The sequence below is a fragment of the Streptomyces sp. NPDC019890 genome (assembly GCF_044903445.1).
GTDB lineage: Bacteria > Actinomycetota > Actinomycetes > Streptomycetales > Streptomycetaceae > Streptomyces.
On the sequence record NZ_JBJDQK010000025.1, the window covers coordinates 1 to 18,417 of the forward strand.

Annotated in this window: 15 protein-coding genes and 3 pseudogenes; 8 read left to right on the forward strand and 10 right to left on the reverse strand. The window is 69.1% G+C overall.

Annotated elements, in window-relative coordinates; genetic code table 11:
- Window positions 1-9: 9 nt before the first annotated feature.
- Together ACI2LP_RS32760 and ACI2LP_RS32765 are read right to left on the reverse strand one after the other, a co-directional pair.
- Window positions 10-321: a helix-turn-helix domain-containing protein gene (locus ACI2LP_RS32760; protein WP_404728175.1), complete on the reverse strand. Its 312-nt coding sequence runs from the start codon at window positions 319-321 to the stop codon at window positions 10-12.
- A gap of 102 nt (window positions 322-423) precedes the next feature.
- Complete coding sequence (locus tag ACI2LP_RS32765) at window positions 424-1,629, reverse strand: erythromycin esterase family protein (protein WP_404728176.1); 1,206 nt, start codon at window positions 1,627-1,629, stop codon at window positions 424-426.
- 58 nt (window positions 1,630-1,687) lie between these two features.
- On the opposite strand from ACI2LP_RS32765, the gene ACI2LP_RS32770 reads away from it, so the two are divergent.
- Window positions 1,688-2,419, forward strand: coding sequence for a TioE family transcriptional regulator (locus ACI2LP_RS32770; RefSeq protein WP_404728177.1), 732 nt, complete (start codon window positions 1,688-1,690; stop codon window positions 2,417-2,419).
- 158 nt (window positions 2,420-2,577) lie between these two features.
- On the opposite strand, the gene pip is transcribed toward ACI2LP_RS32770, so the two are convergent.
- From pip to ACI2LP_RS32785, 3 genes are all read right to left on the reverse strand, one after another.
- Complete coding sequence (pip, locus tag ACI2LP_RS32775) at window positions 2,578-3,543, reverse strand: prolyl aminopeptidase (RefSeq protein WP_404728178.1); 966 nt, start codon at window positions 3,541-3,543, stop codon at window positions 2,578-2,580.
- 429 nt (window positions 3,544-3,972) lie between these two features.
- Complete coding sequence (locus ACI2LP_RS32780) at window positions 3,973-4,635, reverse strand: response regulator (RefSeq protein WP_404728179.1); 663 nt, start codon at window positions 4,633-4,635, stop codon at window positions 3,973-3,975.
- The gene (locus ACI2LP_RS32785; protein WP_404728180.1) at window positions 4,625-5,782 is read right to left on the reverse strand and encodes a sensor histidine kinase; all 1,158 of its coding nucleotides are present in this window, start codon (window positions 5,780-5,782) and stop codon (window positions 4,625-4,627) included. Before ACI2LP_RS32785 ends, ACI2LP_RS32780 begins: the two co-directional genes overlap by 11 nt.
- A gap of 175 nt (window positions 5,783-5,957) precedes the next feature.
- Here ACI2LP_RS32785 and ACI2LP_RS32790 point away from each other — a divergent pair, with 175 nt between their 5' ends.
- Entirely contained in the window at window positions 5,958-8,228 is a 2,271-nt protein-coding gene (locus ACI2LP_RS32790) for an MMPL family transporter (RefSeq protein WP_404728181.1), read from the forward strand.
- A 67-nt stretch (window positions 8,229-8,295) separates the two neighbouring features.
- Here the strand turns inward: ACI2LP_RS32790 and ACI2LP_RS32795 are convergent.
- Both ACI2LP_RS32795 and ACI2LP_RS32800 read right to left on the reverse strand, forming a co-directional pair.
- Window positions 8,296-8,842: pseudogene (locus tag ACI2LP_RS32795) on the reverse strand (IS5 family transposase); the annotation flags it as partial.
- 58 nt (window positions 8,843-8,900) lie between these two features.
- The gene (locus ACI2LP_RS32800; RefSeq protein WP_404728182.1) at window positions 8,901-9,317 is read right to left on the reverse strand and encodes a nuclear transport factor 2 family protein; all 417 of its coding nucleotides are present in this window, start codon (window positions 9,315-9,317) and stop codon (window positions 8,901-8,903) included.
- 50 nt (window positions 9,318-9,367) lie between these two features.
- Here ACI2LP_RS32800 and ACI2LP_RS32805 point away from each other — a divergent pair, with 50 nt between their 5' ends.
- The gene (locus tag ACI2LP_RS32805) at window positions 9,368-9,850 is read left to right on the forward strand and encodes a MarR family winged helix-turn-helix transcriptional regulator (protein WP_404728183.1); all 483 of its coding nucleotides are present in this window, start codon (window positions 9,368-9,370) and stop codon (window positions 9,848-9,850) included.
- Between the two features lie 658 nt (window positions 9,851-10,508).
- Window positions 10,509-10,757 (forward strand): hypothetical protein, encoded by a 249-nt coding sequence (locus tag ACI2LP_RS32810; protein ID WP_404728184.1) that lies wholly within the window; start codon window positions 10,509-10,511, stop codon window positions 10,755-10,757.
- 214 nt (window positions 10,758-10,971) lie between these two features.
- Here the strand turns inward: ACI2LP_RS32810 and ACI2LP_RS32815 are convergent, their stop codons facing one another.
- On the reverse strand, window positions 10,972-11,379 hold the full coding sequence (locus ACI2LP_RS32815; RefSeq protein WP_404728185.1) for a hypothetical protein: 408 nt from the start codon (window positions 11,377-11,379) through the stop codon (window positions 10,972-10,974).
- 212 nt (window positions 11,380-11,591) lie between these two features.
- Here ACI2LP_RS32815 and ACI2LP_RS32820 point away from each other — a divergent pair, with 212 nt between their 5' ends.
- Entirely contained in the window at window positions 11,592-12,359 is a 768-nt protein-coding gene (locus tag ACI2LP_RS32820; RefSeq protein ID WP_404728186.1) for a hypothetical protein, read from the forward strand.
- A 1,211-nt stretch (window positions 12,360-13,570) separates the two neighbouring features.
- Window positions 13,571-14,245: a hypothetical protein gene (locus ACI2LP_RS32825; protein ID WP_404728187.1), complete on the forward strand. Its 675-nt coding sequence runs from the start codon at window positions 13,571-13,573 to the stop codon at window positions 14,243-14,245.
- A 454-nt stretch (window positions 14,246-14,699) separates the two neighbouring features.
- On the opposite strand, the pseudogene ACI2LP_RS32830 reads toward ACI2LP_RS32825, so the two are convergent.
- Window positions 14,700-14,947, reverse strand: a pseudogene (locus ACI2LP_RS32830) (transposase); the annotation flags it as partial.
- Between the two features lie 337 nt (window positions 14,948-15,284).
- Between ACI2LP_RS32830 and ACI2LP_RS32835 the strand changes: the two are divergent.
- Window positions 15,285-15,728 (forward strand): hypothetical protein, encoded by a 444-nt coding sequence (locus tag ACI2LP_RS32835; protein WP_404728188.1) that lies wholly within the window; start codon window positions 15,285-15,287, stop codon window positions 15,726-15,728.
- A gap of 9 nt (window positions 15,729-15,737) precedes the next feature.
- Window positions 15,738-17,519, forward strand: coding sequence for a caspase domain-containing protein (locus ACI2LP_RS32840; protein WP_404728189.1), 1,782 nt, complete (start codon window positions 15,738-15,740; stop codon window positions 17,517-17,519).
- Window positions 17,520-17,618: 99 nt separating this feature from the next.
- Here ACI2LP_RS32840 and ACI2LP_RS32845 read toward each other — a convergent pair.
- Window positions 17,619-18,417 (reverse strand): annotated as a pseudogene (locus ACI2LP_RS32845) (hypothetical protein); the annotation flags it as partial.

An 18,417-nucleotide genomic window follows, 5' to 3' on the forward strand; every position in this document is an offset into this window, starting at 1 on the left:
CTTCCGGCATCAGCAGTCGTTGTCCTGCGCCGGCTGAGACAGTTCCTCGACGACCACGCGGCACACCTGGGCCACTGGAGCCGGTACAACGAAGACCGGGGCGACGAAGACGAACGCGACACACAGACGGCTCTGCGATCCACTCGGACCACGCGAGGCCAGGCCCTTCGCACCGCCGTCCCGCCACACCTGATGCCATTGGTAGGCCGACTTCCGGCTGACCCGCAGCCGCTGAGCCACCTCCGGCTGCTTGACCTCCTGCTCGAACAAGTCGGCCGCCTGCATCCGCACCCTCGCGGCGCTGGCGTCCCGCAACGTCAACCCGCCACCGTCCGCATACCTCACGCACCACGAGGTACAACCAACGCCCCATCCTCGTCAGGACTTCGAGAAGAATCTCCCTGACGAGACGAAGTAGTGGCGCTAGATCTGTGGGACGTTCTTGACGAACACGATCCCGTCGATTCCGGCCAGGTGTGCCGGGTCGAGCGGGGAGTAGCCGTAATACGGGGACACGCGGGGGGCGGGCCGCGTGTCCCCGAGGGTGGTGGCCAGCCGCGGGGCGTCGATGACGAAGCGGTCCTCCGGGAGCGCGTACAGGAGTCCTTCGACGGTGTCCGGCGGCGGGGTGTCCACTCCCTGGTGCCGGATCGTGCCGAGGGCCGTGGCCAGGAAGGCATACCGCTCGCCCAGGTGGGCGCTCACGAGCGCGCCGGCGCTCCACCACTCCAGCAGCGGCTGGTCCCACATGCGCATCGTGCTCTTGTCCCGCTGGAGATGGCCGTTGTGGGCGTGGACCAGTGCCGGGCCCCGTTCGGCGAGAGCGAGCAGGTTGTCGGCCATCATCTGGTCCCGCTGGCTCACCAGCCGGGTCATGCGGCTCGGTGAGGTGTCGGGCATCCAGAAGTGGTAGCGCAGCAGGCCGGTGGCGGTGCGCCCGTACAGGCGCGCTCGGTCCCAGTCGTCCCGCGAGGTAGCCGTGATCAGGTGCGGCGTCTGCGCGTCGAGCAGCGCCACCAGGTCGTCGGCGAGCAGCCGCAGTTCCCTGGCCTCGGCCGACTGCCCCACGGACTGGGACGGGTCCATCATCGCGGCGGGGTCGGTCCACCGGTCGTCGGCGCCGAGCAGGCGGTCGAGCGATTCCGCGGTGCACGGGAGCAGGTTCGCGTCCACCCGGGTCGAGAGGTAGCCGTGGAGTGCGGTGAGGGCCTGCCGGGGGCTCGCGGCGTGGGTGATCTCCAGCGGGCCGTCGAAACCGGCGAAGCGGAGCCACTCGGACGCGGGCCGGCCGTCGTTGTAGGCGCGCATCCAGCGCACGAGCTCGCGGTTGGCCGCGGAGGTGCCCCAGCCGTGGCTGAATCCGTGCTCCATGACCTCGTCGAGGGTGCCCGTGCCCGAGGTGACGTGGTCGTCCACGGCCAGGCCCATCATGCAGTCGCTCTCGATCGCGATCGTCCGGTAGCCCTCCTGCTCGACGAGTTGCCGGAAGAGCTCGTTGCGCAGGTCGAGCAGGGGGTCCTCGCCGTGAGTGGGCTCGCCCAGGGCGAGCAGCCGAGGCCGGGCCGGGAGCAGCCTCATGACGGTGGCGGCTTCGACGGCATGGGCAGTGTCCTTGATGTCAGTAGCCATGCCTTCAACGGTATCGTTGAATCTTCGGTGGAAACTTTTTCGCGATATCGTCAGGGCTGTGGGACGAAACCTTCAAAACGGTGGACGGCTCAGGCCGGTTGACCTGGCGCGCGGGCACGGTCTGTCCACGCAGGCGATCAGGAACTACGAGGAGGCCGGCATCCTTCCGGCCGCCGGTCGCACACCCCACGGCTACCGCACCTACACCCCGCTGCACGCGCAGGCCCTGCGCGCATTCCTCGCCCTGGTGCCCGGTCACAGCCACCAGACGGCGACGTCGATCATGCGGGCCGTGAACCAGTGCGCGGTCGATGAGGCATTGCGCCTCATCGACGAGAGCCACGCCCAACTCCTCGACGACCGGCGAACCCTTCAGGCCGTGGAGCGCGCCCTCCGCGGCCTGGAGCCCACTGCGGCGTCCGAGCCCAACGCAGTGTCCGGGCCTGCCAGCAGGTTCATCGGGCCGCTGGCAGGGGAGCTCGGCATCCGGCCCGCGACGCTGCGCAAGTGGGAGCGCGCCGGGCTGGTGCGCCCGCGCCGCGACCCGCGGACCGGGTACCGCGTCTACGGCGAGGCCGACGTGCGGGACGCCCGGCTGGCGCACCAGCTAAGGCGGGGCGGCTACCTGCTGGAGCAGATCGCCCCGCTGATCGCCCAGGTGCGGGCGGCAGGCGGGCCGGAGCCGCTGGAGGCCACCCTGCGCGACTGGCACGGCCGGCTGTCCGCCCGCGGGCGCGCGATGCTGGCCGGGGCCGCCGAGCTGGAGGCGTACCTCCGCGAGCGCGGATGAGATTTCGGCCGTCAGCCGAAGGGGGGACTCCCAGGACAGACACACCCGGGCGCGCGACGGGCGCCCCCACCCGGCGACCCTCAGAGATCCCAACTACCGCTCCCAGGTTCCAACTACCTCTCACAGGGACCGGGCCACGTCACCCTGACGAGCCAAAGTCAGTAATGGCTGCCTGCGAATCGGTCGAGGGCTTGAAGCACGTGGTCCCGTGTTGCAGCGCTGCCCAGATGGCCTGCACCTTCGACGACAATCAACTCAGCGTCAGGCCAGGCACGGTTGAGCTCCAAGGCCGTGTCGAGCGGCCCGGCCATATCGAGTCGGCCGTGGACCAGGACCCCCGGGATGCCGGCCAACCGATCGGCCTCGCGCAGCAGCACGCCTTCCTCCAACCACGCCCCATGGGCGAAGTAGTGAGAGCAGATGCGCACCAGCGCCAGTTGGGCAACTGGGGGGCGGTCGCCGTACGGGTTGGAGGTGCCGTTCGTTTCCCCGGACAGGACCGCGTCCTCCCAAGCGCACCAATCAGCCGTGGCCTTGTTCCGTACTGCGGCATCGGAGTGCCCCATGAGCCGGGCGTAGGCCGCGACGACGTCGCCGTCGCGTGGCGTGCCGGGGGCGCCCGCGAGGAAGCGTTCCCACTGCTCAGGGAAGAATCGGCCAACACCTCGATAAAGCCAGTCGATCTCCGAACGCCGGGTGGTGGTGACGCTGGAAATGACGATCTCGGACACACGCTCCGGGTGCTGTTCCGCGTAAGACAGAATGAGCGTAGAGCCCCAGGACCCGCCGTAAAGCAGCCAGCGTTCGATGCCCAGATGGTCCCGCAGCCGCTCCATGTCAGAGATCAGGTGCTGGGTGGTGTTGTGCCGCATGTCGGTCGTGGGGTTGCTCGCGTGCGGGATGCTGCGTCCGCAGCCGCGCTGGTCGAACAAGACGATCCGGTACCGGTCCGGGTCGAAGTACCGGCGCACCCCCGTGCCGCACCCTGACCCCGGCCCACCATGGACAACGAGCACGGGCTTGCCGTCCGGGTTGCCGCAGACCTCCCAGTACACGAAGTTGCCGTCGCCAACGTCGAGCATCCCCTTGTCGTACGGCTCGATCGGCGGGTACAGCTCACCCACGTCAGACCCCCTCACACCCAGATACAACAGCGCTGGCACACTACGGCCCGCTCACGTTCCCGGCCCCGAGCCTCTCGGCACATGGGCTCTTCGCAGCAGCGAGCGAGTCGCTTCCGGTCGGCATGCAGGGCTTAAGAGTCAGGCACTCAACTTGTTCTTCAACCTGTTGGCTGTCGGCCCTAGGGCGCGTATCGAGTCGTGATCATCGGGTGGTCCTGGTGAGGTCTTTGATCCAGATCATCGAGGCGTGCAGGTGGAGACTGGGGAGGTAGCTGTCGGGAGTCTTGTCGTATCGGGTGTCTCACCGTCCCAGTTCCGGCCTCCTGGTACGTCACGCTCTGGGGCGGGTGAGGCACGTGGAGCCGACGTGAGCCGACCGGTGCACTGATGTCCGGGCGGGGACTCATGGGACATGGCCCGGCACCCGGCTCAGGTTCCGGGGAGGATACGGCGCGTTTCGTAGGCCCACATCGCGATCTCGACCCGGTTGCGGGCGCCGAGTTTGGCCATCAGGCTGGCCAGATGCGTCTTCACCGTGCTGAGGCTGATGTGCAGTGCATCGGCGATCTCGGTGTTGGTCAGCCCGCGGGCGACGGCGAGGAGCACCTGCTCCTCGCGGGCGGTGACGGGGGAGACCGGCTGGGCCGCGGGCCGGCCGGCGGGCAGGTCCGCGAATGCCTGGAGCAGACGGACGGTGACGCTGGGCGCGATGAGCGCCTCACCGTCGGACGCCGACCGTACGGCCTGCGCCAGAAGGTCTGGTCCCGTGTCCTTGAGGAGGAATCCGCGGGCGCCGGCACGCAGTGAGCCGTAGACGTACTCGTCGAGGTCGAACGTGGTGATGACGACCACGGCCAGCGGGTCGGCGACGCCCGGGCCGGCGATCAGCCGGGTGGCCTCGAGCCCGTCGAGTACGGGCATGCGGATGTCGAACAGGCAGACGTCGGGGCGTAGTTCGCGGGCCAGACCTACCGCTTCCCGCCCGTCGGCGGCCTCGCCGACCACCTCGATGCCGGGCTGGGCGTTCAGCATGATCCGCAACCCGGTGCGGATGATCGTCTGGTCGTCAGCGACGAGGACGCTAATGGACACCGCTCTCGCTCCTCGCTCTCGGCAGTTCGGCGTCGACATGCCAGCCCCGGTCGGTACCCGGGCCGGCTCGTAGTGTGCCGCCGAGCAGGGTCGCGCGCTCGCGCAGTCCGGTAAGTCCGTATCCGTCGCGACCCCGGCCGGTGCGCCGGCCGTTGTCGCGCACGCTCACCCGTACCGTGTGCCGTTCCGCGGCGACCCGAACGACGAGCTCGGTCGCGTCGACCGCATGGCGCAGCGCGTTGGTCACCGACTCCTGCACGATCCGGTAGACGGCCGCGTCCACGGCCGGGGGCAGCGCGTCCAGTTCGCCGTCGAGCCCCAGGTCGACCCTGAGGCGACCACCCGGGGTGCGCACCAGGCGCTCCAGATCCGCGACTCCGGCAGGGGGCGCCAGCTCGGCGCCGACCCCGCGGTCGCGCAGCGCGGCGACCATGGCGCGCATTTCCTCCAGCGTGCGCGCCCCTTCCTCCTCGACCCCCTCCAGCGCCTCGACGGCGGCGGACGGGTCGGTGCCCGCGAGCACCCGGCCCGCCTGGGCGATGATCACCATGGCCGAAACGTGGTGGGCCACCGTGTCGTGCAGTTCCCGGGCGAGCTGCTCGCGCTCGCGGGAGCGCACCTGCTCCAACTGCCGCTCGCGAGCGGTCACACGGAACCGCACGGCAGCCCCGACCACGCCGGGCAGCAGCAGGAAGACGAAGCCCACGACCTTTTCGACGACCGAGGTCTCGTCCGTGACGACACACAGCGCGCCGGCCGTGAGGATCACCGCGCCGCCCAGCACAATCTCCCGTCCCGATCCCCACCGGGCCAGCGCGTACACCAGCACGAGCACGACCCCGCCGGTGTACAGGCCGACGGGCTCGCGCGGTGCGGCGACGAGCGAGGCCACCGGAAGCAGGATCACCGAGCCGAACGCCAGCGTCACCATCGCCAGCGGGCGGGTCCGGCGCCACAGGGGCAGCAGGCACAGCCATACGGCGAACACCACCGCCACCGGCCGCCACACGACGTTCTCGCGCAGGGTGGCCTCCAGCGCCACACCGGCAAGGCCCGCGGCGAGCAGCGCCCAGTCCCGCCGCACCCGGGCGGGCGCGTCGGGCGGCCGGGGTTCGGTCCACAGGGTTCGCAGGTCGTCTCGGAGCACGGTTCTCAGCCTAGGGACCGCGGCGTGCCGCGCATCGGCCGAAAGGACGGGTCGTCACTCCGCCCCGGGGCCGACGGATCCGCGGCCCGCGGGCCGATGCCGCGGAGCGCCGTGGCGACGAGCCTCGGCATCGGCGGCCGTACAAGGACGGCCGACGAGGTGGTTGGAGGACCCGATGCTCTCGAAAGCCCTGTTGCGCCTGGGCGCAAGCGCCGCCCGCCATCCCTGGCGGGTGATCGCGGCATGGCTGATCGCCGCCACGCTCGCCGTCCTCGCCGCCGTCGCCTTCGGCGGGCGGACCGCGGACTCGATGACCGCTCCGGGACTGGACTCCCGACGGGCCGCGGAACTGATCGAGCGGGCAGGCACCGGCCAGGAGGGGATGACCGCCCAAGTGGTCGTCACCCCCCTCGACGACGGTGCGACGTTCTTCGACGACGACGGCGCGCGCACCGCTCTCACGCGGCTGCGGGCCGAGGTGAAGCGGCTGCCGCACGTGCTCGGCACGAGCGACCCGGCGGGGGCGCTCGACGCGGGCGGGGACACCGCCGTGCGCGGCGGCCTCGTTTCGGCCGACGGGCGGATCGCGGTCGTCCGGGTGCAGTACCCCGACCAGAGCCGGCTGTCGGCCGAAGACCTCGACGCCCTCGTCGATCTCGGCGACCGGCTGCGCGCCGAGCTGCCGCTGCGCATCGAGATGGGCGGGAACCTCTTCTACGTCTTCTCCGACCCCGACGGCGGCGCGAGCGAGCTGATCGGCCTCCTCGCCGCGGCCGCGATCCTGTTCCTGGCGTTCGGTTCGCTCGTCGCCGCCGCGCTGCCGATCGGCATGGCGGTCTTCGGGCTGACCGTCGGGGTCGCCACGATGACGGTACTGGCGGGGGTGACAGAGGTCCCCGCCTTCGCCCCTGTCCTGGGCAGCATGGTCGGGCTCGGAGTGGGCATCGACTACGCGCTGTTCGTGCTCGCCAGGCACCGGGAGTACCTCGCGTGCGGGCTCGATCCGCAGGCGGCGGCCGGACGAGCGGTGGCAACGGCGGGGCGGCCGGTGGTCTTCGCCGGCGGCACCGTCGTCGTGTCGATCCTCGGCCTGGCGGTCGCGAACGTGCCGTTCATGACGGTGGGCGGGGTTGCCGTCTCGATCGTCGTCCTGACGATGGTGCTCGCGTCGGTGACGCTTCTGCCAGCCTTCCTCGGCGCGGCGGGCCCGCGCCTGGCCCGGGCCGGCCGGATCGGCCGGGCTCTGCAGACCGGGAAGCTGGGCCGACTCGCACGGCGGCGGGACACGGCGGCAGGCGCCGCCCACGCCGCCGGGTGGCGTCGCTGGATCGGGCACGTCAGCCGGCACCCGGTGCCGTACGCGGTCGGCGCGGCGGGGCTGCTGCTGACCGCGACGCTGCCCGTGCTCGGCCTGCGCGTCGGCCTGCCCGACGACGGCTCACTGCCCCACAGCCGTACCGAGCGCCGGGCCTACGACCTCGTCGCCGAGGGGTTCGGCCCGGGCACCAACGGTCCCCTCGTCATCGCCGCGGACCCCACCGGTGATCCGGGAGTGCTGGACCGACTCGTCGCAACGGTCGCGGCGGATCCGGGCATCGCATCCGTCGCGCCGACGCACATCGATCGGGCCACCGGCATCGCGACCCTCGTGGTGTTCCCGACCACCAGCCCTCAGGACAAGGCCACGGCCGACACCATCGCCCGGCTGCGCACCGACGTGCTGCCCACGGCGGTCGGGCACGGCCCGGCCAGGGCCCACATCGGCGGCGCCGCCGCGAGCCTGTCCGATGTGGGCCAACGCACCAGCCAACGCCTGCCGGTGTTCGTCGCCGCCGTGCTGGCGATGTCGTTCCTGCTGCTGATGCTGGTCTTCCGCTCGATACTCGTACCGCTCAAGGCGGTACTGCTGAATCTGCTGAGCATCGGCGCGGCCTACGGCATCATGGTCGCGGTCTTCCAGTGGGGCTGGGGAGGCGCACTCATCGGGCTGGAAGCGACGGTTCCGATCGTGTCGTTCATCCCGATGTTCCTCTTCGCCATCCTGTTCGGCCTGTCGATGGACTATGAGGTGTTCCTCCTCTCCCGCGTACGCGAGGAGTACCTGCGCACCGGCGACAACGGCACGGCGATCGTTGAGGGCGTCTCGCGCACCGCCCGGATCATCACCTCGGCCGCCCTCATCATGGTGGCGGTCTTCCTGTCCTTCGCCGTCGCCGAGGACCCCTCCACCAAAATGTTCGGGCTCGGCCTGGCCACCGCGATCTTCATCGACGCCACGGTCGTACGCATGGTGCTGGTACCGGCGACCATGACACTCCTCGGCCGGACCAACTGGTGGCTGCCGAAGTGGCTAGACTGGATGCTTCCCGGCGGCCCGGTCGGCACCGACGACACCGACGCGGAATCCACGGGTGAGACCCCTCGTCCACGGCTGGTTGACCGTTGACTCAACTCCTGCCCGCCCTTGGCGTCCGGCACCTCAGCGCGTCACCCAGGGGCATATCGAGTCGTGATCATCGGGTGGTCCTGGTGAGGTCCTTGATCCAGATCATCGAGGCGCGCAGGTGGAGACCGGCGAGGTAGCTGTCGGGAGTCTTGTCGTATCGGGTGGCGATGCCTCGCCATGCTTTGAGCTTGTTGATCAGGCGTTCGACGGTGTTCCGCTCCTTGTAGAGATCGGCGTCGTGGCTGACGGGTCGGCCACCTCTGGAGCCCTTCTTCTTCCGGTTGGCGGCCTGGTCCTTCTTCTCCGGGATGACCGCCTTGATACGGCGTTTGCGCAGGTGGGCGCGGTTTCCGCGGGACGGGTACGCCTTGTCCCCGGCGACCGCGTCCGGCCGGATGCGGGGTCGGCCGACGGGCCCGCGTACCCGTACCTTCTTCAGGACGGGGATGAACTGCGGGCTGTCCGCTGCCTGGCCTGTGGTCAGGATGAACGCCAGCGGGCGGCACTTGCGGTCGGCGGCGAGGTGGACCTTGCTGGTCTGCCCGCCCTCTGGAACGTCCGAGGAGGGCGGCCTTCAGCCGGAGTTTCCGCCGACGCCGCATGCGTCGTCGTTCTGCTCATGAGGAGCGTGCCTCGCAGTATCTGGTACGGGGCATCAAGGTTCCGGTGTGCTCAGGAGGGTGTGAGTCGGTCGTAGCAGTCGTAGTTCCGCTGAGCGATGATCTTTTCATCGCGAAATTCGAGGAAAGTCGCGATATGGGCCCGCAAGGTATGTCCTGCGGGCAGGTCGCCCATGGGAGCGGCGGTCGTCCCGGTCCAGAGCACTTCCAGGGCGACCTGGTCCCCCACGGCGAGGGCGTTGACCACCTCGAAGCTCTGAGCGCTCAGGCCTGTGCGGCCCGCTTCCGCCGCAGCGCACAAGCCGGCCAGGTCCCGGATGTTGCCGTCGGGGAAGAGCGCGTTGGGAAGCTCGTGGTGGCTGGCATCGGGATGGAAGAACGCGGCGAGTTCCTCACCGGTAGCGAAGTCGGAGACGGCCTGGTGGTAGCGGACCGCAGTGTCGATGTTGGGATGTTGTTGCAGTGACATATCAACAACCATAGTTGCACAACCATGGTTGTCAAATGCAGGATGGCCCCATGCCACCCTCACTCGACCCGCAGCAGCTGGACACCGGAACACTCGCCCTTTTCGTCGGCCAGGCCGCCGCGGCATTGGTCCAGGAGCAGTTGGTCGACCAGGGGTTTGGCGATCTGCGCTTCTCGCACGGCTATGTCTTCCAGCACCTGATCGATGATGAGCCCACGGTTGGCGAGCTGGCCACGCAACTGGCCATGACCCAGCAAGGAGCCTCCAAAGCCGTGGCAGAGCTCGAACGCCTCGGTTACTGCGAGCGCACACCCGATGCCGCCGACGCCCGCATCCGCCGCGTCCGACTGACCGATCGCGGCCAAGATGCCGTGGTCGCGGCACGACACGCCCGCACCGCTCTCGACCAGCGACTGGCCGACCGTTTCGGTAAGCAGCACTTGGCCGAGCACCGAGACCTGCTGGCTCGGCTCCTGGACGAGCTCGGCGGAACCGCAGCGGTGGAGCGTCGGGCTGTACGACCACTCCAGTAGCCACGCTGAACACGCATCGACCGTCCGTCCTGCGTGGCCGCCAGGGAGGTTCAGTCAGCCTTCAAAAAAGCCATCGTTTCTGACACTCCTTCAAAACTCCTTCAGAATCCTGCAGCCTCGCTGCCAGCAGCGAATAGACCGCGGACAAGGGGGGCTGTCCACGATGGCGGCCAGCTCGCGCGTGAGGGGCACGCAGCGGCCAGCGGCCCCCTCGGCCGCTCCTGCTGCCTCGGGCGCGAGCCCCGGCCTACACGGGCTGGTAGCGGCCGCCTGAGCACGAGGAGAGACACGCGATGGTGACTGAGCGAAGGCTGGTGGGCAGCTGCTCGACGCGCCCGGACCGTGCCGAGAACCAGCGAGCCGTGCCAGCGCCGCGGGGAGAACGGCAGGCCGGGCAGGCCACCGGGTGCTCCTTCCGTCGGCGCTCGCGAACCCACTGCCGTACCCACTTCCGTGCCCGACCCTGGGCAGCCCTGCATCTTCCCTGGTCGAACCGCCACTCGGGGCAGCTGCCGATCCGTCACAACCCTCTTCTTCCCTCTTTGTTGTCAGTGGGGGAGGAGATCATCGGGTTTCCGGGAGGGCCGGATGCCCCCAGCCGCGGCGGGCCGACAGCGTCCGACCGGGGCCGGGCGCGGAGGACGGGGAGGCGCTCCTGATGGTCGGGAAGAGGGAGACGAACCCGGGCGGGTCGTCGAACCCGTTGCGCGCGGACGTGCTGCGCGTGCTGGGCGTGCTGCGCGTGCTGAAGGTCGCGACGGCGGATCAGATCCAGCGCCCGGCGCTGCCGCACCTGACCTACCGGCACACCGACAAGCCGACCGAGGCCGCGCCCCGCAGCCTGTCACTGCCGGGCCCGCCAGATCCTTGTCCGGTCGATCAGGCCGGATCAACGAGCGGCGTCTGACACGGCCAACGGGCAAGGCGGCCGGAAGGCCCGGTGTCGGCTCGCCGCCGCTCTGAGGCGTGCTGTCTCGCCGAGACGGCTCCTCATTCCGACTGGGTGACGCCCCGTATGGTGTGAAAGGCAGCCGGGAGGGACCGCACAGCGCACTGACGTCGGCGCACCACGTACTTGGGGCCTGCTGAAGTTCCTGTTGTTCCGACTCGGCTCGGGGCAGCTATGCGCGGAGTGCGCCGAGGATCTGGCGGCACATATCGGCGCAGCGGCGGGTCGCATCCGAGCACATCCGGCAGTGTGCGTGCTCGGCGGCGTGCGTGCTGCACATCTCGTAGCTGCGTTCGCAGGCCAGCAGGCAGGCTTCGAACTGGGCGCTGATCAGGCTGTTGTCAGGGCCGCTGCCCCGGGTCAGCAGGCGGCGCGTCACGCCCACGACGTCGGCGCAGTCCAGGTCCCGGCTGATCGCGGGCGCCATTTGCACGGCGTACTGCTCGCCCAGCATGACCATCGAACAAGCCCCGACCACTTCCTCGCATTCCTGCAAGGTGTCCACGGCGTTGGCAAGGACTTCGCTGCTGAGCCCGGACTTGGCGGTCAGGGTGTCGAACAGCTCGCGGGTCTGAGGCATGATCCGTCCTCATCGAGGTGGTTGTCCTCCCCCTCCACGCTAGCCCGGCTCCGGGTGCCGTGCGCGCTCGGACGACGGGGGATGTTTGGGCAGGTCAGGCTTGGTGTGGGCGGTGCCGAATCGCGCACGGGCAGCGCGGTGGAATAGTGAAGTACGGAGCCGGTTCGCCCGGGCACTGCGCACGTAAGCCCGCCCCCTCGGAGGGAGGGGACATGCTCTCCGTGCTCTACGCAGCAGGCGCGCACACTGACGACGGGACTGGGTGGCAGCTGCCCTCCACCGAAACGCTGGTGGCCGTGGTCCTGGTGGCTGTGGCCACTGTGGTGGGCGCCTGGCTGGCGGGGCGCGGATCCGGCCGGTCGGCGCTTCTGCTGGCCGCCGCGTCAGGGATTTTGCTGATCACTGCGGTCCTCGATCTTCTGCCCGACGCGTGGGAAGAGGCCCATGAGGCCGGCGTGCCGCTGTGGGCGGTGCCGGTCACCGCGCTCGCCTCGTACGGGGCAATGGGTGCCGTGGTCCGTATCGGCTGCCCGTGCGAGCCGGGTCGTGCGGGCGGCATCGGCGCGGCATCAGGGCTCGCTCTGCACCGCTTCCTGGAGGGGGCGACCCTGGCGCTGACCGCCTCGGTCGCCGTGGTGGCGGCGCTCTTCGTGCACGCGGCCAGCGAGGGCCTGGTGCTGGCCGCTCTGCTGGGGGTGCAACCGAGGCGGCGCGTTGCTCCGTGGATCGGGCTGGCCTGTTTGAGCCCGGTCGCCGGAGCCTTCGTGACGAGCGCTTTGCCCATTCCGGACGGCATCATGCCGCTGCTGCTCGCCTTCGTTGGCGGCGTACTCGCGCAGGCGGCGTGGGTGGCGCTCAGACTCGCCCATCAGCAGCGGCCCGCGGACCAGCGAGTCCTCGGGGGCGCGGGTGCGATGGCGATGACTCTCGCGGCCGTCCTCACCGCACTCGTCGTCCTTGTCGGGGCAGTCAACCGCTGAACGCGACCGGTCGCACGAGGGCGATGAAGGTCGCGGGAACCGGAGGGCGCAGCCGTACAACCCTCTGCCATCCGAAGCCACCTGGCACCACCTCGCCGTCCTCGCCCACTACCTCAACGCCAACAGCCGCGGACGCACCCTCGCCGGGTCCCCCCCTGCCCGCCACCGATCTCGTGCTCCACCAACTCTGGCCCATCGCTGGAGAGCACGGCCCTCGGCACGTCCATCAAGTCTTGATCGAGGGACTGGCCACGCTGAGCGCAGCCAGCCTCGCGCAGCAAATGCCTTACCCTTTCCCGCCAGATCTCGACAGGCTGTGGGCCTTCCCGTCTGCCTGCCTCGTAATGGCCGCTCTGTGGAGTGTGCCCTGGCCTCAACCTAAACGTGTCCCATTCCGGCAGCTGCTCGCTCGCTGGGGTTGCCGAACCGGGAGCCGGCTTCCGATCCTCGTAATCCCATGCGCGCAGACACCATCGCCACCCTCGCTGCAGGGCCTACAGTCGGAATCACGGCCGGCTCGGCGGCGGATACGCTGCCCGAGTCACGGATTTGACGTGGGACTGGCAAAGCTTGGAGTACTCCACTTGTGCATGCGACACCGGCTGCCGTGGCGGCTGGGCCGCTTCCTCCACGCCTGCTACCAAGCCGGAAGTCTGCGCATCGCCAGATCCGCCTACCAATTCCGCCACCGCGAATTCCAAGACCACCTCGCCACCAACCCGGGCCCACCACACAGAACCTGAGCCGACTGCCCGGTCGAAGGGCGGAGTCAGCCCCTCGTGTGCCACGTGTTGGCCCGCGCGTCTACATCCCGGCCGGGGGGCGCGGTCGGTGACGTCGCCACCTTCACCGGGTGGTTGGGATCGCGGCTGCTGTATTCCAGGAGACGTACCCGCGTGATTGCCTGGGGCCGGGCCTGTGTCCTCGTCGGTGACGAGAGCCGGGATCCTTCGCGGCCGGCGCCTGTTTTGCGCAGGAGGCCGGCCTCGTAGGACGAGGGCCGTGAAGAATCCCAACTGCAAGGTGACGGAGGGATTCTGTGCCGTGGGCCGGGAGCGTCGGCCGGGGCGCAGCGGTACACATGCGGGTGGTACCACCGCGCCCCCACACCTGTCTGCAGGGGTGATGGGTTGCCCGAACCCTTACACCTGCACAGACAAGTGATCTAGAGTCCCCACCCAACACCCCCGCGCATACTAGGGAGCCCTCACATGACCGTTCAGGAGAACACCACCCTCAAGGTCGCGTACGCCGGCAAGGTTGCCGCCGACCTCGCCGAGAACACCGCCGAGCAGGACCGCATCCGTGCGGAGATCGAAACCCTGCAGACCCAACTCGCCACTCTGGAGAACGATCACGCCCTGCTGGAGAGCGTGAGCGCCGCTCTGGGCGACACCACCGGCGCGGTTCCCGCACCCCGCCGCGCCACGAAGAAGACCGCTGCAGTTGCGAAGAAGCCAGCCGCGAAGAAGCCAGCCGCGAAGAAGCCCGCCGACGCAGTAGCGCCGAAGAAGGCTGGCGCGAAGAAGGAGGCGACCAAGAAGGCGACTACGGTCGCCGCGAAGAAGACCGCGGCCACCACAGGCGGGGCGAAGGAAGCCAATACGGGTGCGGACAAGGGGCCGGCGCTGACCGAACTGATCCACGCCCACCTCAGCAGCCAGAGCGAGCCGCGCACTGCACGCGAGATCGCGAAGGCCCTCGCCGACGCGAACCCTGGCCGGAACGTCAACGACAACCTCGTGCGCACCACCACCGAGCGTCTGGTGGCCCGCAGCCGCGTCGACCGGGTCAAGCAGGGATCGACCGTCTACTACACGGCCAAGGCTGATGCGGCACCCGCCGCGTCCGGGCTTGCCGACAAGGCCACCGTGGCAGCCTCCTGACCGCGGCTCGTTCAACTCGCGCACCATCGACAGGGCCCGGAAGTGACGTCACTGCTGGGCCCTTCGGGTGTCAGCGGCGTTGACTGCCGTGCGGAGTGCCGCGTCGCCGGCCGCGCTTGGCTTGCCCCGGAGCACGGCGCGGAGCCTCGTCTCCACTGGTGGGGGTGGGGGAGGAGAACCCGACCGCCACCGCAGCCGGCGCGGCGGGTGCCGGAGCGCGCTGCCCGGCCCGCTCACTGCGTTCTGGTCGCCGCTCCGGTGCCGCTGTGGCCGACAGGGCGGTGGGTGCGGGCAGGCCGACGACGCGGGTGTGGGTCATGACTTTCGCGCAGGCGGCGCACACTTCGGCGAGGTGCCACACGCGTGCGACGGCCGGGTCGTGCCGCAGAACGAGCACGGTGCTGCCGGAGCAGTGAACGCGCATGGTCTCGTGTGCGGCGCAGCCGCAGCTTCCCAGCAGCACCACATGGAGCTGGTCCCAGACGCCGGCCTCGTTCCAGGCGGCCAGGCGCCGCCAGCAGGTCATGCCCGAGCCAAAGCCCAGCTCCTGCAGGTACTCCCACTGGATGCCGGTGTGCAGGAGGAACAGGATCCCGCACAGGGCCTGCCGGTCCGGCACCCGCGGCCGCCCCTCGACGCCGTCTTCGGCGCCGGCTCAGGCAGCAACGGCTCGATGAGCGACCACAGTTCATCCGACACGATCCACGGCCGCGACTGACGTTTCCCCACGACAAGACCAACGAGCAGACAAGCCAACAGTCACATGATCAATAACTTTTGTTGGAGCCAGTAAGGCAGTTCGGACAGAGACATTGACCAGGACGGTGCCCGTACCCGTCTCGGTCCCTTAGCTCTGGTGGAAGCGAAGCACGGAGGCGTGGCTGCCATCGCCTGGCGCCAGCGGGTTCCCGCCTTGGGCGACCATCCACAGATTGCATCTCATGCAGCCACCCGTTCTTGAGACATGAGGTAACCGCGCTGCCACACTGGGTGCCCGAAAGGGCTATTGCGTGGGTGGTGGGGGCTTATGGCTATTCGGTTGAGCATTGTCGCGTCCGGAGCGGACGAGGACACGGATACGGAAGCACTCCAATTGCTGCTGAGGGCACTGCAGGAGGATCTGCTCGCTCTTGACATCGATCGTGTGGAGCAGGCGGAGGCCGGTCCAGCGCCAGAAGGAAGCCGCGCAGGTGTGGCGGAAGCAGTCGGAAGCCTCATTGTGGTGCTCGCGCCGAGCCTGCCGCTCCTGGAAGGACTCGTCGGCGTCGTCCAGTCATGGCTGGAACGGACGGGAGGCCGCAGCGCGACTCTGGAGATCGACGGCCGACGGCTAGAGCTCACCGGGGTGAGCCGGGCCGATCAGCGACGCCTGACCGACGCGTGGCTGGGCGCCGTCATCATGGCTGATCGTTCCACCGTCACGTCGGCGGAATGGTCCGTGGAGAACCGGTCCCGGCAGAACCCGTCCGCGCCAGGGGCCTAGGCAGAGGCGGTGACCATTCCTCATGGGCGCTACGCACTCATCGTCGCTACCGATACCTACAGTGACCAGGGCCTGAGCAGCCTCAAGGCACCGGCCCAGGACGCGGACGAGCTGGTCGAGGTACTGGGAGAACCGGCCATCGGCGGGTTCGAAGTGACCGTTGTGAAGAACCCCGACTCTTACGAACTCAGGAGGAAAACCGAAGACTTCTTCGCCGACCGGTCGCTGCACGACACGCTGCTGGTACACGTCGCGTGCCATGGGCTGAAGAACCCGGGCGGCAAACTGTTCCTGGCTGCCACCGACACCAGGCGGGACCGGCTCGCTTCGACCGCGGTTCCTGCGGAGTACGTCAGCGGGTTGATGATGTCCACCCGGGCGCAGAGGGTGGCGCTCATGCTGGACTGCTGTTATGCCGGTGCGTTCGAGCGTGGGATGTTCAGCCGCGCGGACTCCCAGGCGCATGTCCAGGACAGCTTCACCGGGCTGGAGCGCACGATCGGGGAACGCGGAAGAGCAGTACTCACCGCCTCCAGCGCCGTGGAGTACGCGTTCGAGGGTGATCGGCTCGTGGCAAGCGAAGGTGCACGGCCATTGTCCGACGAAGGCCGACCGGGGCCTTCTCTGTTCACTGGGGCGCTGGTCGAGGGCATGCGTACCGGTGCGGCGGATCTGAACGGAGACGGCGAGATCGGGCTGTCGGAGCTGGCGGAATACATCACCCAGCGGATCCGCCGGATCACGCCACACCAGAATCCGCAGCTGTGGATGTTCGGGGCCCAGGGCGACCTCTCGATCGGCAAGGCCCCACGCCGCGCCACCCGGCCTTCCTCGCTGCCCCCGGAACTCGCCGCTGCCGTCGTATCCCCCGAACGTGAGCGACGGCTCTGGGCCGTGACCGACCTGGGAGCCATCGCCCGCGAAAAGGACGCGGCCCTCGCCCGTACTGCCTGCGTGACACTGGCCGAACTCCGTCAGGACGACAGCCGGCGTGTCTCTGAGGCCGCCCAGAACGCCTGGGCCGCGATCCAGCCAAGGATTCCAACCACCCAACTCGACCTGGGGCGCTCGACCGCCGGTACTCCCGGCCAGGCCGTACTCCTCCCGGTCGACGGACCACCCGTTGTCCGCGACACGCTGGAGGCGATCGCGGAGCCTTGGCTGCGCGTGCGGTATGTGCCCGAGGGCCTGACCCTTTCCCTCGACGCTACGGCATCCGCCGGCAGCCACACCGGAGTGGTGAAACTCCAAACCGCCACCGGCAACCTCCTCGTGCACGTCACCGCCACGGTGACGGCGGAGCGCGGGACAGAAAACCTGCCGAGGAGCGGCATCCTGAGCGGGCGCCGGCACCAGGGAGCATGCGAACCGAAACCCGCGCAGGCCCCTTCTTCCGGCCGCAGACTTGCCGCGCCCTTCGTAGCTGGAGCTGTCGCCATGACGATGGCGATGGTCCTCCCGATCTACGGGTATGCGGGACGAGACTATTACCCGTTCGAAGGAGGACTCGTCGGGGTAGCAACTGGCGTGTGCGTGCTCATGCTCGTTGTTGTGACGAGCCTCGTGTTGGAGACGCGCAAAGCGTTCCGGCATCGGGCGCTTCGCGTGGTGTACAACGTGGTGACGAGTGCCGCCTCGCTCTTGGGCATATCGATTGCGTACGACATCATCGTAGAAGGGGAGGCTCGGGCCGGGTACTTCTTCTTTGTCGCAGGATGCGTCATTCAGCTCTGGGGTGCCTTTAGGCTGTGGCAGCTGCGTCATCGAAGCCATCGCCCGACGGGCGGGTAGCCGCGACCGATCACACCACGCCCAGGTGGGTGAGGCGCAGGCCGCTGCGCTCAGGGCGGCTAGCCCTGCGCTATGCGCAGTGTCCGAGCAAGGACGGTTTCAGCGATCTCGACTGCTGTTGTCAGGTCGGCTCGCAGTGGGGAGGGGATCGTGGGGCTTCCCAGCGCGCACGCTTCGACCATGTCTGCCAGTGCCCGTGCTTGGGGTTCGGCGAGGAGGCTGAGGCAGCCTGTGTGAGAGAAGCTCATGGGCCGCGTATCCGTCCCGGGAGGCGGTTGTCCGGTCGATGAGGCCGATGGCGACGTCGTGAGCCCGGGGATGCTCGACACTGCCGAGGGCGTCGGTGAAGGACAGCCCCAGGCGGATGTGGAAGACCGCAAGGCCAGGCGTTGAGACGTCGAGCTTGTTGTAGGTATCCAGCAAACTGCCCAGGTCTGCCTCGGCTGTGTCGCGGCGGCACACGAGAGTGAGGCAGGCGGTCACAGCGCTCTCCCAGGGCTCACCCGGATCCGTGTCGTTGAGGAGGGCGAGGGCGCTTGCGGTTGCCCCGGCTGCGGTGTGGGCGATGACAGCGACCTGGCGGCCGTCGAGCATGCGGCGGCCTATGCCTTTGTAGTGCCGCAGATGGGTGATTGCCTCGTCCCAGCGGCCGGCGACGGCGAGGGCTCGTGCGCCGGTGGCCAGCAGGAGTGCTCGCAGCCAGCGTCGCACCTCCTTGTGTGCCTCTGGGGACGCGGCGAGTCGTGCGGCGAGAATCTGGATGCCCTCGATGGTGGTGTTGGTGCGGGAGGAGACAGCTTTGTAGAGGGTGTCGATGAGGCGGAGGGCACGCTCGCCTTCGCTGTCGCGGATGTGGAGGCGCGCGAGGTTGACCAGGGGTTCGAGGGCGTGGCGTGCG